This window comes from Pseudolabrys sp., assembly GCF_035943735.1.
Classification (GTDB): domain Bacteria; phylum Pseudomonadota; class Alphaproteobacteria; order Rhizobiales; family Xanthobacteraceae; genus Pseudolabrys.
The window spans coordinates 175,780-189,473 of record NZ_DASZBV010000025.1 but is presented as its reverse complement, the minus strand read 5'-3'; the positions used below and the strand labels follow the sequence as shown (position 1 = coordinate 189,473).

13 protein-coding genes are annotated in these 13,694 nt (G+C 65.4%); 11 read left to right on the top strand and 2 right to left on the bottom strand.

What is annotated here, in order from left to right; all coding sequences use genetic code 11:
• On the bottom strand, window positions 1-503 hold a 503-nt coding region (locus tag VGV41_RS19455), incomplete at its 3' end, for an NAD-dependent epimerase/dehydratase family protein (RefSeq protein WP_326865699.1).
• Window positions 504-660: 157 nt separating this feature from the next.
• Here VGV41_RS19455 and waaF point away from each other — a divergent pair.
• Both waaF and VGV41_RS19445 read left to right on the top strand, forming a co-directional pair.
• Window positions 661-1,710: a lipopolysaccharide heptosyltransferase II gene (gene waaF / locus VGV41_RS19450; RefSeq protein ID WP_326865698.1), complete on the top strand. Its 1,050-nt coding sequence runs from the start codon at window positions 661-663 to the stop codon at window positions 1,708-1,710.
• A 56-nt stretch (window positions 1,711-1,766) separates the two neighbouring features.
• Complete coding sequence (locus VGV41_RS19445) at window positions 1,767-2,765, top strand: KpsF/GutQ family sugar-phosphate isomerase (protein WP_326865697.1); 999 nt, start codon at window positions 1,767-1,769, stop codon at window positions 2,763-2,765.
• 4 nt (window positions 2,766-2,769) lie between these two features.
• On the opposite strand, the gene waaC is transcribed toward VGV41_RS19445, so the two are convergent.
• Window positions 2,770-3,717: a lipopolysaccharide heptosyltransferase I gene (waaC, locus tag VGV41_RS19440; protein WP_326865696.1), complete on the bottom strand. Its 948-nt coding sequence runs from the start codon at window positions 3,715-3,717 to the stop codon at window positions 2,770-2,772.
• A gap of 155 nt (window positions 3,718-3,872) precedes the next feature.
• Between waaC and galE the strand changes: the two genes are divergently transcribed.
• The 9 genes from galE (at window position 3,873) to VGV41_RS19395 (ending at window position 13,692) form a co-directional block, all read left to right on the top strand.
• Window positions 3,873-4,871, top strand: coding sequence for a UDP-glucose 4-epimerase GalE (galE, locus tag VGV41_RS19435; RefSeq protein ID WP_326865695.1), 999 nt, complete (start codon window positions 3,873-3,875; stop codon window positions 4,869-4,871).
• A 130-nt stretch (window positions 4,872-5,001) separates the two neighbouring features.
• Window positions 5,002-6,816 (top strand): ABC transporter ATP-binding protein, encoded by a 1,815-nt coding sequence (locus VGV41_RS19430; protein ID WP_326865694.1) that lies wholly within the window; start codon window positions 5,002-5,004, stop codon window positions 6,814-6,816.
• Between the two features lie 106 nt (window positions 6,817-6,922).
• On the top strand, window positions 6,923-7,753 hold the full coding sequence (locus tag VGV41_RS19425) for a sulfotransferase family protein (RefSeq protein WP_326865692.1): 831 nt from the start codon (window positions 6,923-6,925) through the stop codon (window positions 7,751-7,753).
• A gap of 226 nt (window positions 7,754-7,979) precedes the next feature.
• Complete coding sequence (locus tag VGV41_RS19420; protein WP_326865691.1) at window positions 7,980-8,684, top strand: fumarylacetoacetate hydrolase family protein; 705 nt, start codon at window positions 7,980-7,982, stop codon at window positions 8,682-8,684.
• 171 nt (window positions 8,685-8,855) lie between these two features.
• The gene (locus tag VGV41_RS19415) at window positions 8,856-9,068 is read left to right on the top strand and encodes a hypothetical protein (RefSeq protein ID WP_326865690.1); all 213 of its coding nucleotides are present in this window, start codon (window positions 8,856-8,858) and stop codon (window positions 9,066-9,068) included.
• A 136-nt stretch (window positions 9,069-9,204) separates the two neighbouring features.
• The gene (locus VGV41_RS19410) at window positions 9,205-10,284 is read left to right on the top strand and encodes a radical SAM protein (protein ID WP_326865689.1); all 1,080 of its coding nucleotides are present in this window, start codon (window positions 9,205-9,207) and stop codon (window positions 10,282-10,284) included.
• A complete protein-coding gene (locus VGV41_RS19405; protein WP_326865688.1) occupies window positions 10,281-11,546 on the top strand; it encodes a glycosyltransferase in 1,266 nt (421 codons plus the stop codon). The genes VGV41_RS19410 and VGV41_RS19405 overlap by 4 nt, the downstream gene beginning before the upstream one ends.
• 11 nt (window positions 11,547-11,557) lie before the next feature.
• Complete coding sequence (locus tag VGV41_RS19400) at window positions 11,558-12,580, top strand: radical SAM/SPASM domain-containing protein (RefSeq protein ID WP_326865687.1); 1,023 nt, start codon at window positions 11,558-11,560, stop codon at window positions 12,578-12,580.
• Window positions 12,577-13,692: an FkbM family methyltransferase gene (locus VGV41_RS19395; protein WP_326865686.1), complete on the top strand. Its 1,116-nt coding sequence runs from the start codon at window positions 12,577-12,579 to the stop codon at window positions 13,690-13,692. The genes VGV41_RS19400 and VGV41_RS19395 overlap by 4 nt, the downstream gene beginning before the upstream one ends.
• The last annotated feature ends 2 nt before the right edge of the window (window positions 13,693-13,694 follow it).

Here is a 13,694-nt window from a genome sequence, read left to right as displayed (position 1 = left end):
ACCCAGTGCGGCGGCAGGTTCTGCTTCTTCACATGCCGCTCGATCAGCGCCTGATCGAACAGATGCTTGCTCCAGCCGTAGAGATTCATCGGCCGCAGCTTGCGCAAGCTCTCCGGCGCCCAGTCGTCGTCGAAGCCCTGCTCGCCGTTGCCGTAGGTCGCCGCTGACGAAGCGTAGATGAACGGGGTGCGCGTCTGCGTGCACCAGTCGAGCAGGCGCAGCGACAGGCGGAAATTGTTTTCCATCACCGCGTCGCCGTCGGAAGCCGTGGTATCGGAGATGGCGCCCATGTGGATGACGGCGTCGAGCTTGCGGCCCTCGAGCCAGCGCGCGAGATCCGCCGGCGGCACGAAGTCGGCGAGCTGGCGCTTGGCGAGGTTGCGCCACTTCACGTCACCGGTTTCGAGGCGGTCGTTGACCACGACATCGGCAGCGCCCGCCTCGTTGAGGCTGGCCACGATGTTCGAGCCGATGAATCCGGCGCCGCCGGTAACCAGAAACATGCCTGCCTCGGAAGGACTTACCCGCCCCTCCTTTGCCTGAGCCGGGCGGCAGGCGCAATGAGAGCCGCCGCGGCCGGTTAAGGGCTGGACCCTGCCGCCGGCCGCGGGCTAAGCCTTTTCCGCTGCACGCGAAACGGCCGACGGGGCGGCCTCTGCCATGATCCAGAAGACGCCAGAGGCGGCCCGCCCGGTCCTGATCGTCCCTTATGTGTGGATCGGCGACTTCGTCCGTTGCCACTCGGTGGTGCGGCTCCTGAAGGCGCAGGACCCGGACCGGCCTGTGGACATCGTCTCGAGCACGCTCTGCGCGCCGCTGGCCGACTACATGCCGGGCGTCAGGCAGGCGATCGTGGCCGATCTGCCGCGGCGGCGGCTGGGCCTGGGGCTTCAGGTGCGGCTCGCCCGCGAGCTGCGTCGGCAGGGCTACGGCCAGGCGCTGGTGATGTCACGCAAGTGGAAGGCGGCGCTGGCGCCCTGGCTGGCGGGCATTCCGCTCCGCACCGGCTTCGTCGGCGAAGCCCGCATTGGCCTCATCAACGACCTGCGCCCCGGCGAGCGGCAGCTGCCCCGCATGATCGACCAGATGGGCGCCCTCGCCCTTCCGAAGGACGCAACGCTTCCCACAGACTGGCCTTTGCCGGAGCTCAAGGTCCCTGCGGCCGAGGTCGAAGCCTGGCGGCTAAATAGCCGACTTGAAACGGGAAAAGGGCCAGTCGTCACCCTGTCGCCGGGCGCGGTCGGCGCCGGCAAGGCCTGGCCACCTGAGTTCTATGCGCGGCTGGCGCAGGCAATGGTGCAGGACGGAGTGGCAGTCTGGGTGCTCGGGGGCCCGGCTGAGACGCCGATTACCCGCCAGATCGTCGATGCCGCCGGAGCGGGCGCCCGCGACCTCACCGGCGGCGATCTCCGGAACGCCGTCCTGGCGCTCGCCGCCGCCAGCCTGGCCGTTACCAACGACTCCGGCCTGATGCACGTCTCGGCGGCCCTGGGAACGCCCACGGTCGCGATTTTCGGGCCGACCAGCCCATGGCACTGGAAACCGCTCAATCCGGTGGCGGCCATCCTCGAACCGGAGGGCGAGCCGCAGGCGCGCGAGCGCGCGCGCACCCTCGGCAATCCAGCGGTCGCGCATCACCGCACCGCCGACGTCTCGGTGGAACGCGTGCTGGAAGCGGTGCGCAAGGTGTTAGCGGAACGGCCGCGTTGACTGACGCGGCCGGGCCAACCGTGCTATCAACGCCTTGGAAGGACCGGGATTTCGGGATGGCCAAGCCGCGACCCTCAACCACCGACAGCGCGCACGCCGCGATCGACTCCGCTCTCCGCACCCTCGAGGCCGAGGGCGGCGGCATCGATGCCTTGCGCGCGGCGCTGTCGAACGGCCTCGGCGCCACGTTCGTGGCCGCCATCGACCTCATCCGCGGCGTCGAAGGCCGGGTGATCGTCACCGGCATGGGCAAATCGGGCCACGTCGGCACCAAGATCGCCTCCACGCTCGCCTCAACCGGAACACCGGCTTTGTTCGTGCACCCGGCCGAAGCCAGCCACGGCGACCTCGGCATGATCACCAAGGCCGACGTCATCCTCGCGCTGTCGTGGTCGGGCGAGACCGCCGAACTGAAAAACCTCACCGACTTTTCGCGCCGCTATCGCATCGGCCTCATTGCCATGACGGCGAACGCCGACTCCACGCTCGGCCGCACCGCCGACGTGGTGTTGGCGCTGCCGCAGGCGCGCGAGGCCTGCCCGCACAATCTGGCGCCGACCACGTCGTCGCTGATGCAGCTCGCGCTCGGCGACGCGCTCGCAATCGCGCTTCTGGAAAGCCGCGGATTCACGCCGCTCGATTTCGGCCTGCTGCATCCCGGCGGCAAGCTCGGGGCGTTGCTCAAGACCGTGCGCGACCTCATGCACACCGGCGCGGAAATCCCGCTGGCGGAAGCTGGCGCGCGCATGTCCGACGCGCTGATCGAGATGACGCGCAAGGGCTTCGGGTGCGTCGGCATCGTCGACACGAACGGGCTGCTCGTCGGCATCATCACCGACGGCGACCTGCGCCGGCACATGAGCAACAAACTGCTCGACGCCACCGTCGACGAAGTCATGACGCGCAAGCCGAAGACGGTGCGGCCGGATCAACTGATCAGCGAAACGCTGGAATTGCTCAACGCGATGAAGGTCACGGCGCTGTTCGCCATCGAGGCCGGCAAGCCGGTCGGCATCATCCACATCCACGATCTGCTGCGCGCCGGCGCGGCCTGATCCTTCAGCGCGGCAGCTTCGAGACCGCCTCCCGCACCTCGTCCAAGCTAGGCGGGGCACCGTGCGCGCCGAGCACCTCCATCGGCCCGCTTCCGACCGGGCCGGTCAGATGCGGCTTGCTACCGGTGAAGATGGCGACCAGCGGCACGCTCAACGCCGCGGCGAGATGCATGAGCCCGGTGTCGACACCGACGACCAGCTCCGCGCTCGCCATCAGCCTCGCGACGCTGTCGAGCGGCTGCCGCTCCGGGACTCGGGCGCGGGGCAAAGAGGCCGCCATGCGATCCGCGCGTGCCTTCTCGGCGAACGAGCCCCAGGGCAGCACCAGATCGTAGCCCTCGCCCGCCAGCGCCGTGCCGAGGGCGACCCAGTTCGCCTCCGGCCATTCCTTCTCCGGCCGCGCGGTAGCGTGCAGCAACACGGCGTAGCGCGGCCCCTCGCGGCGGAGCCGGCTACGGTCGAGGCCGAAATCGGGGGCGCCCTGCGGCTGGTAGCCGAGCACGCGGCCGGTGAGGATGCGGTTGCGCTCCACCGCGTGCAGCTCGCGGCTGACCCTGTAGCGCACGTCGTAAAACGCCGAGGCGAGCGGCTCGCGGATGCTGGCGCGGTCATAGCCATGCCGCCGCCCGTGGGCGAGACGCGCCATCGCCGCCGAGCGCACCAGGCCCTGCGTGTCGATGATCTCGTCGTAGCGCTCGGCCCGGACGGCGCGGATGCTCGCCCCGATCTCGCCCAGGGTTGCCGGCGACCACAGCGACTTGCGCCAGCGGCGCCACGCCACCGGAACGACCCTGTCGACCGCCGGGTGCAGCCGCACCAGCGGCGCGAAGGCCTCCTCCGCCAGCCAGGCAAAACGCGCATCCGGGCGTTGCGCCCGCGCCTCGGTGAGCGCCGGCATGTGGTGGATAACGTCCCCGAGGGAGGAGGTCTTGATGAACAGGATGTCGGCCATGGCGGGTGGCGACCATATACAGGCGGATTGGGCGGGATTCCATAACGCTTCGTTAAGAATGCGTAAGCGAATGCCGGCCTATTCCGCGACCGTCCTAACCTGTCGTTTGCAGCTTGTGGCGCAAAACAGGCTCGCGATTCGGACGGAGCGCGAGCATGACGGTTCTGGTGACGGGCGGCGCCGGCTACATCGGCAGCCACATGGTGCATGAGCTTGTCGACGGCGGCGAGAACGTCGTCGTCCTCGACAACCTGTCCACCGGCTTTCGCTTCCTCATGCCTGCGGGTGTGCCGCTGGTCATCGGGTCGACCGGCGACCGCGACCTCGTCGCCAAGACGATCCGCCAGCACGGTGTCACCGCCATCATCCATTTCGCCGCCTCGATCGTCGTGCCGGACTCGGTGCGCGATCCGCTCGGCTACTACCGCAACAACACGCTCAACACCTGCAATCTGGTCGACGTCGCCATCGAGTGCGGCGTGCGACAGGTGATCTTCTCCTCGACCGCCGCGGTCTACGGCAATGCCGAGCATGTGCCGGTGCGTGAGGACGAACCGACGGCACCGATCGCGCCGTACGGAACCTCGAAGCTGATGTCGGAGATCATGCTGCACGATGCCGGCAAGGCGCACGGCCTGCGCTTCGTCGTGCTGCGCTACTTCAACGTCGCCGGAGCCGATCCGCATGGCCGCACCGGCCAGTCGACGCCGCAGGCGACGCATCTGATCAAGGTCGCGTGCGAGGCCGCGCTCGGCAAGCGTGCGGGCATGGACGTGTTCGGAACGGACTATCCGACGCCGGACGGCACCTGTCTGCGCGACTACATCCATGTCAGCGATCTGGTGCGGGCGCATTCGGCCGCGCTCGCGCATCTGCGCGCCGGCGGCACCAGCGCCACGTTCAATTGCGGCTACGGCCGCGGCGCCTCGGTGCTGGAGGTGATCTCATCCGTCAAACGCGTCGGCGGCGTCGACTTCCCGGTCGCGATCCGCGGCCGCCGCGCCGGCGATCCGGCGGCCCTGATCGCCAATGTCGACCGCATCCACGCCACGCTTGCATGGCAGCCGCGGTTCCAGGATCTCGACACAATCGTCGCCCATGCACTCGCCTGGGAGCGCAGCCTCGCGACCAAGCGCGACAGCGCCGCGGCCTGAGCGCCGCCGGCTGTTCGCAGCCGCCGTTTTGCCCTGATTTTGCTTGAAAAATTCCGCGCCGGCAGGCAAGGAAGCGCTTGCTCGTGCCCGCAATGTCGCGTGTCGACCACACGAGCCCGACAGAGGGCAGATGACCGATCATATCCTGCCGGATTCAGCCGACGCGCGTTATGGCACCGCCGCCATGATCCGCCGGCTGCTGCTCGAGCAGGGGCTTGCCCGCTGGCCGCAATACGCCTTCGCCTTCATCCTGATGGCGATCGTCGCCGGCTGCACCGCGCTGCCCGCCTACCTGATCAGCGACTTCGTCAACACGGCCTACCTCAGCCACAGCTTCGACACCGTCGTCTTCCTCGGCGTCGTGACCATGCTCACCTTCCTGGTGAAGGGCGTGGCCGATTACGGGCAGCGGGTCATTCTCTCGCGCATCGGCAACAGCATCGTCGCCGACAACCAGCGCAAGCTGTTCGATAAATTGCTGACCGAGCGCATCAGCTTCTTCGACGACCGCCATTCCTCGGAGTTCGCCGCACGCCTGCAGACCGGCGCCGCCGCAGCGAACCAGGTACTCAACCAGATCGTCACCACGCTCGGCCGTGACTTCCTCACCGTCGTCGGCCTCGTCATCGTGATGTTCGTGCAAGACTGGAAGATGGCGCTGGTCTGCTTCGTCGTTTTCCCGCCGGCGATGTTGCTGCTGCGCAAGATGATCCGCCGTATCCGGTCGATCGCCAAGGCGCAGTTCACCGGCGGCACGCGCATCCTGGAGACGATGCAGGAGGCAATCCAGGGCATCGCCGTGGTCAAGGCGTTCACGCTCGAAGAGCAGATGCACGCGCGCTTCGACGCCAATGTGCGCGCGGTCGAACTGGAGTCGAACAAGATGGCGCGCGTCTCGGCGCGCGCGAGCCCGGTCATGGAGACGCTCGGCGGCATCGCGGTGGCGCTCGGCGTCGTCTACGGCGGCTATCGCACCATCGTGCTCGGCGCCGCGCCCGGCGCACTTATCTCCTTCATTACCGCCTTCCTGCTCGCGAACCAGCCGGCCAAGCGCCTGGCCCGCCTCAACATCGAACTCAACAGCGCGCTGGTGAACGTGCGCACCTTGTTCGACGTGCTCGACTCGCCGGCGACCGAGCCGCGCGAGGACGACAAGCCGGCGCTCAAGATCGCGCAGGCGGCAATCGAATTCTCCGACGTTTATTTCGCCTACCGCCAGGAAGAGGCTGTGCTGCGCGGTCTGACCCTTGCCGCCGAGCCCGGCAAGGTGACCGCGCTGGTCGGCCCCTCCGGCGGCGGCAAGTCCACGACGCTCAATTTGCTGCTGCGTTTCTACGAGGCCGATCGCGGCAGCATCCGTATCGACGGTCAGCCCATCGATGCCGTGTCCCGGCAGTCGTTGCGGCAGGCCATCGGCTACGTCGGCCAGCACGTCTTCCTGTTCCGCGGCACAATCCGCGACAACATCGCCTTCGGCAAGCCGCAGGCGACGGAGGCCGAGATCGTCGCTGCCGCCAAGGCCGCCTTCGCGCACGACTTCATCATGTCGTTCCCGAACGGCTACGACACTCCGGTCGGCGAGCACGGGCTGCAACTGTCGGGCGGCCAGCGCCAGCGCATCGCCATCGCCCGCGCGCTGATCAAGAACGCGCCGATCATCCTGCTCGACGAAGCCACCGCCGCGCTCGATAGCGAATCCGAGCGACAGGTGCAGGACGCGCTCGACCGCCTGACGCAGAACCGCACCACCATCGTGATCGCGCATCGCCTGCACACGATCATGCACGCCGACCGCATCCACGTCATTGAGGACGGCATGGTCGTCGAATCCGGCCTGCACGAGGAGCTGTTGCGCAGCGGCGGCCGCTACACCTCGTTCTACCGCATGCAGTTCAAGAACCAGGACGTCGCCGAACAGGTGATCGCGATGGCTTCAGCCGGCTGATCAGCCGTCCACCCCTAATTTGTTACCGCGCAATATTTTGCCGCCGGATTTCGCGAGATCGTCCGTTATTTGAACGGGCGACGTGCGAGGTTCCGGTTGACCGAACATGTTGGACTGCCCCCAGTACTTTCGCCGGACGATCCGCTTTCATGTCCGTCGTCAGGTCGCGCGATGGAAGGCAATAACGGGCAACCGGCGCGATCAACCGGCATTGGCTTTTTACCGCAACATCCGGAACAGCGGCTTCGATGCCGACACATGGATCGACATCCTCCCGCGTCAGAAGCTGATCTATGTCAGCGTGCCCAAGGCCGCATCGACGACCATTCGCAGCGTTCTCAGCCAGTTCGAAACGCACGCAGCACCACCCGATGAACGCGTGCTCTATAAACGGAGATGCTCGGGACTGCTGTCGCCAAGCCTGGCGGGCCTCGACGTCTTCCACGAGATGGCCAGCAGTGCGGATACCCTGCGTTTCACGTTTGTCCGCAATCCGTATGCACGGCTGGTATCCGCGTGGTCCAACAAATTCGCCGGCAAGCCGTTGCGCCGTGGCGACCCCTACGTCGACCTCTATCTGGATAATACGCCGCAACCGCGCCAGGCGCGGCCGATCCAGTCATTATCCTTCTCCGCGTTCGTCCATTTTGTTCGTGAAACGATCGACGAAAGCGTCGATCCGCACTGGGATCGACAGGTGGCGCGCGCTTCAGTGCCGGGAATAAAGCTCGATCTGGTCGGCCGCGTCGAGACGTTTGAAAGCGACTTCGCGACGGTGTTGCAGCACGCCCGCAAATCGTCGATCGAACTCCCGCGCCTGAACGGATCCGGATCGTCGGACTGGCCGCCCTATTATTCGGCCGAATTGGCGGACATTGTGTATCGCCTCTACGAGCAGGATTTCGATGCCTTTCGCTACTCGCGTCGTGTTCCATAGCTCTGGGCAGACAAGCCGGTGCAATTCTCGTTTCGACAGCCGTGGATGATTTTATAAAACGGGCGGGACGCTCCACGCCGGCCAACCGGCGGTCGCCGGCCGCGCGCAACCCCGGTTGACGGCCACGGCGCTCTCCTGTTAACCCCTGCCCACTCCTGCAAAATCCGGACCGCCGGGACCGGATTTTCCATCCGCAACAACAGTCAAAGAGATACGGCCAGTCACCATGACCGACGCCCGCTATGTCATTCCGCCGCCGCCGCAAGCGACCATCGCCGTCGCGGGCACGGACAAGACCTTCCCCGTCCGCCGCATCTGGTGTGTCGGCCGCAACTACATCGAGCACATCCGCGAGATGGGTCAGGACGAGCGCCTGCCGCCGTTCTATTTCGCCAAACCGGCCGACGCGGTCGTGCCTGACGGCGGCACGGTTCCCTACCCGTCGCTGACCAAGGACATGCACCACGAGGTCGAACTGGTGGTGGCGCTCAAGTCGGGCGGCCGCAACATCCCTGTCGCCAAGGCCAATGACTGCATTTACGGCTATTGCGTCGGCATCGACCTCACCCGCCGCGACCTGCAGATCGCGTCACGCGACCTCAAGCGCCCGTGGGAGATCGGCAAGGCCTTCGACCACTCGGCCCCCTGCGGCGCCATCGTGACGGCCGAGAAGATCGGCCATCCGACGAAGGGCAAGATCACGCTCAAGTGCAACGGCCAGATCCGCCAGGACGGCGACCTCAACCAGCTCATCTGGAACGTGCCGGAGATCATCTCCAACCTGTCGGAAATGGTCGCGCTGGAGCCGGGCGACATCATCATGACCGGCACGCCGGCGGGCGTCGCCGCCACCGTCGCCGGCGACAAGCTCGAATGCGAGGTCGAGGGCGTCGGCAAGCTGACGGTCACCATCGGCCAGCCGCTGAAGTAAGACGCCGCTACCGAAATACCGGGGATGCGCCGCTGGCGGCGCATCCCTTTTTCTTTGGCGTCCGCCTGCCGCCGCGGATGGAACTCCGCCGGCGGCGATGCGGTTAACGCCCCATTAACGATCCGGCCGCACTCTGGACGAGCCGGGCCACGCCTTCCGAGGGGACTACCCATGGGCGAAGCCTTCCGACCCGACCGAATTGCGGCGAGCCTCGCGCCGGAAAGCATGGCCGCCTGGGTCATGGGCTACGCGCCCGCCACGGACGCCGAGGCGCTCAAGCTCCTGCGCGGCCGCTATCCCGACAGTCCGCTCAGCCTGCGCGTCGCGGCGCTCGACTTCCTGATGCGGCGCGGGGGAGCAGGCGCCGGCAGCCGGCGGCGGTAGCGAACGGCCGATCGCCGTCCGCATCCTCTCCTTGAAGTACAGCTGCGGCCGCTAAATCCGTGGGCCAACGTGGTTAAGCCCCGTTAACCATTCTCCTGTACGAATCAGCAGCATTCTCGCTAGCAGGATCGTACGGATGAAGGCTCGGCTCGAACCCCGCAAGAACATGACTGGCCGCACGGCGCTGGAGACGGTGATCCCGCTCTCGACGCCGTTCGTGGTGTTCGCCGATCCGGCCAGCGCGTGCAATTTCCAGTGCACCTTCTGCCCCACCGGCCATCGCGACATGATCGCGGAGACCGGACGCTTCCAGGGCGCGATGAAGTTCGAGGTCTTTCAAAAGATCGTCGATGATCTCGGCGCCTTCGACAAGCCGATCAAGGTGTTGCGCATGTACAAGGACGGCGAGCCGTTCCTCAACAAGCGCCTCGCCGACATGGTCGCCTATGCGCGCAGGGCGAAACACATCGAATACATCGACACCACGACCAACGGCACCTTCCTGACGCCGGAGCGCATGGGCCCGGTCCTCGAAGCCGGAATCGACAAGATCAATATCTCCGTCGACGGCATGAACGAGGAGACATACAAAACCTTCACGCGCTTCAAGTTCGACTTCAAGAGCCTCATCGACAACGTGAAGTGGGTCTACGCCAACAAGGGCCGCACCGAAATCGTCGTCAAGATTCCGAACGAGCTGATCACCGAAGCGCAGCGGCAGGAATTCTTCGAGACGTTCGGCGACCACTGCGACCGCATTTTCGTCGAGAACTTCGCCCCCTGCTGGCCGGAGTTCGACATCGAGAAGCACACCGGGGTGACCATCACCAAGGGTCTCTACCAGCAAGACATCAGCGAGACCGATGTCTGCCCTTACATCTTCTACGGCTACTCGGTGAATGCGGACGGCCTGGTGTCGTCCTGCTTCCTGGACTGGGGCCGCAAGCTCATCATCGGCGACGTGCGTAAGCAGTCGATGAAGGAGATCTGGACGTCGGAGCGCATGAACGCGCTGCGGCTGCAGCATCTCGAGGGACGCCGCCGGCAGAACGGCGTCTGCGGCAATTGCGGCCAGCTCAGCCACTGCCTACCGGACAATATCGACGCGCATCGCGTCAAGCTGCTCGACAAATTTCACAAAGAAGTCGCCGTCAACCCGAACGTCCCGGCGCCGGGCGGCGACAATCCTGCCTATACCGTCGTTGCCGCCGAATGAAGATCCTGCACGTCACGCCCCATCTCGGCGGCGGCGTCGGCAAGGGCCACGCGGCCTTGAGGACTGCGCTCGCCGGCAGCGTCGAGCAGACCTATCTTCTTCTCGAGGCGCCGCTCGACCGCCGCTATGCGGACATCATCAGGGCCTGCGGCGGCGAGGTGCGCTTCGCCGAAACTCTGGACGACGTCGCGCGGCTGGCGCAGGAACACGACATCGTCCAGTTCGAGTTCTGGAACCACCCCCGTCTCTTCGAGTGCCTTGCCCGCACTGATTTTCCCGCGATACGCAGCGCGTTCTGGGCGCACGTGTCCGGCCTGTTCACGCCCGTCATTCCCCCCGGCCTGATTGCCGAGGCCGGCCGCTTCGTCTTCAGCACCGAGGCGTCGCTGACGATCCCCTGGCTGGCCGAGATGCCGAACGCGCGCATCGCCGCGATCCGCAGCGGCTTCGGCTTCCCGCCGAGGCTTCCGGAGCGCGCGGTGGACGGCCTTCCCGAGACCGCTTATCTCGGCACCGTCGATTTCGTCAAAATGAACCCGGGCTTCTTCGAAGTCGTCGATGCGCTCAACATGAATGCGCTGGTGTCGGTGTGGGGGGAATGCTCGACGCCGGTCATCGCGCGCGCGCTGGCCATGGATAACCCCCAACGCATCCGCTTTCGCGGTCAAACCGCGACGCCGGCGGCGGCCCTGTCCGACGCCGAGATTTTCTTCTACCCCCTGCAGCCGCATCATTACGGCACCGCCGAGAACGCGCTGGTCGAAGCAATGTCGCTCGGTCTGGTTCCGGTCGTTTTGAACAACCCCGCCGAGGCGGCGATCGTGCAGGACGGCGAGACCGGCCTCATCGGCGAGACCATCGATCACTGTGTCGAGCTGCTGCAATCGCTCCTGACCTCGGTAAGCCTGCGCGACCGCCTGTCGCGCAACGCGGCGGCGGCGATGGCGGCGACGCGGACGCCGTTGCGCAGCGCTGCCGCCTTCACCGAGCTGTGGCAGTCGCTGCTCACGGAGGCGCCTCGCCGACCCGACTTCGCGAGCGCCATCGGCGAAACGCCCGGCGATTGGTACACAGCCACCCGGCGCCTGCCGGGGACGGATTGGACGCCGGTCATCGAGCCGGACGCCCCGACGTCGAAAGGGACCTTCGCGCATTTCGAGTACGTGTTTCCGGCCGATCGCTCGCTGGCGCGGCTGCGCGCGGCCAGCATCGCGCCGCAATCAAACGAAATGCCGCATTTCATGAGAGCGGTTGCGATCTAGGGGGGCGCCCGATGGGCATTGAGATGGACCGGCGCAAGATCTTCATGCTGCCCAAGGCGTACCCGCGCGAGCAGCTCGGCGATCTGCTGCCGCTGCCGAACCCGATCTCGATGCAGGTCGACCCCGCCTCGCTGTGCAACTTCAAATGCTCGTTCTGCCCGACCGGCGATCCGAAGCTCATCAAGCAGTCCGGCCGCGCCCAGGTCTTCATGAAGTTCGAGCTATTCGAGAAGATCGTCGCCGATATCGCGACGTTCGAGCGCCCGCTCAAGGTGCTCAAGCTGTTCAAGGACGGCGAGCCGATGCTCAATCCGCGCTTCGTCGACATGGTCGCCCTCGCCAAGCGGGAGCCGAAGATCGAGCGCGTCGAGACCACGAGCAACGGCTCGAAGCTCTCGTCCGACTTCAACGAGAAGCTGGTCGCCTCCGGCATCGACCGCGTCGTGCTGTCGATCGAGGGCGTCACCGCTGAGCGCTATCTGTCCTTCGCGCGCGTACGCTTCGATTACGACGCCTTCGTCGAGAACGTGCGCCACCTCTTCTCGATCCGCGGTGACATGAAGCTGCACGTCAAGACGGTAGCTCAGAACCTCGATTATGCGCTCGGCGAGGACCGGCAGTTCTTTGACACGTTCGGTCCCATTTCCGACGGCATCTACATCGAAAACACCGTCTCGTCGTGGCCGCAGTTCTCGGTCGCCGGCGCCGTGCACGAAGACATCGATGCCTATGGGCGCGAGACCGTGCACAAGGAGCTCTGCCCCTATCCGTATTACTCGATCTCGATCAACGCCGACGGCGTCGTCAGCCCTTGCTGCGTCGACTGGAATCGCGATCTCGCGATCGGCTCGGTCGCGACCGAGAACCTCATCGATATCTGGAACGGCGAAAGGCTGCGCGCGCTGCGCAGCCAGCATCTCAATGAAGGGCTCGGCGCCAATCCTTCCTGTGCCTCCTGCGGTCAGGTGCACGCCTGCACGCACGAGAATCTCGACGGGCACAAAGAAAGACTGAAGAAGCTCTACCTCCGATGATCTCCGAAGCCAGAATTAGAAAACTTGTAACCGGCGGCCCCTACGCGCTGATCGGCGCCGGCCAGCTCGGCGCGATGTCGGTGGGACTCTGGCCAGCCTCGGTCGCACCGCCGGAGTTCATACTCGACTCTGTGAAGACCGGTGACATCCAAGGGGTGGGAATTCGCGACCTACGCTCACACGTGCGAGTTCCGGGCGTTACCTATCTTACAAGCGTCTTCGTAACGCCGACCTCTGAGCTCAAAGCGATCTTTCAGAGGATCGGTCAGGACGAAATCCTGACCGTGTACGACTTTTTCGAAGAGTTCACACCTACGGTCTTCTCCAACGGCTGGCGCAATTTGGCGCCGACAGCGGAGACCGAAGATCGCCTTGCGCGGCTGCCACACTTGTTTGCCGACGAAACGTCACGGGACATCTGTCGGGCTGCCACAGCCTGGCGCTACCGGCGCGAGCTCGTGAACGAATATCCCTTCGGGTCAGACTCAAATAAATATAATCTTGCGCTCTTCGGGCGGGCTGGCACCCACTATGATGTCGTCTATGACGGCGGCTGCTTCTCATTCACTCTGGTGAAGAGCCTCACGGCTGCCGGCGTCACATTCGACAGAATCGTCGCCTTCGAACCGGATCCCGCAAGCCACGAAGTATGTCGGCAGCAAATTGCCGCCTGGCAGCCTCGGGTGAAGGCTCAGATCGCACTCGACCGACGTGCGCTTTCGGACCGCGACGGACGCGGCACGTTCATCGCCAACGGCCTTCTGGCCGCGCGACTGATCCATGTCCCATCGTTCGACCATCCCAAACTGACGACGGTCGATACTTGTACGCTGGACTCCGTCCATGAACAGACGTTCGGCCAAGACAAGCCAGAAGCGCGGCGCACGTTGATCAAGCTGCACATCGAGGGCGCCGAGCTCTCGGCCCTTAAGGGTGCCGAGCAGCTCATCCGGCAGAACCGAGCAGACATTCTCGTCAACCTGTCGCACGACGAGAAATCCTATTTGGACATCCCGGAGTTCCTGACCCAGTTCGGCTGCTACGACATCTTCCTGCGATCCCACTCCCTCTTCGGTGAGGGTTTGACCCTGTTTGCCCGTCACAAGGCTTAGAA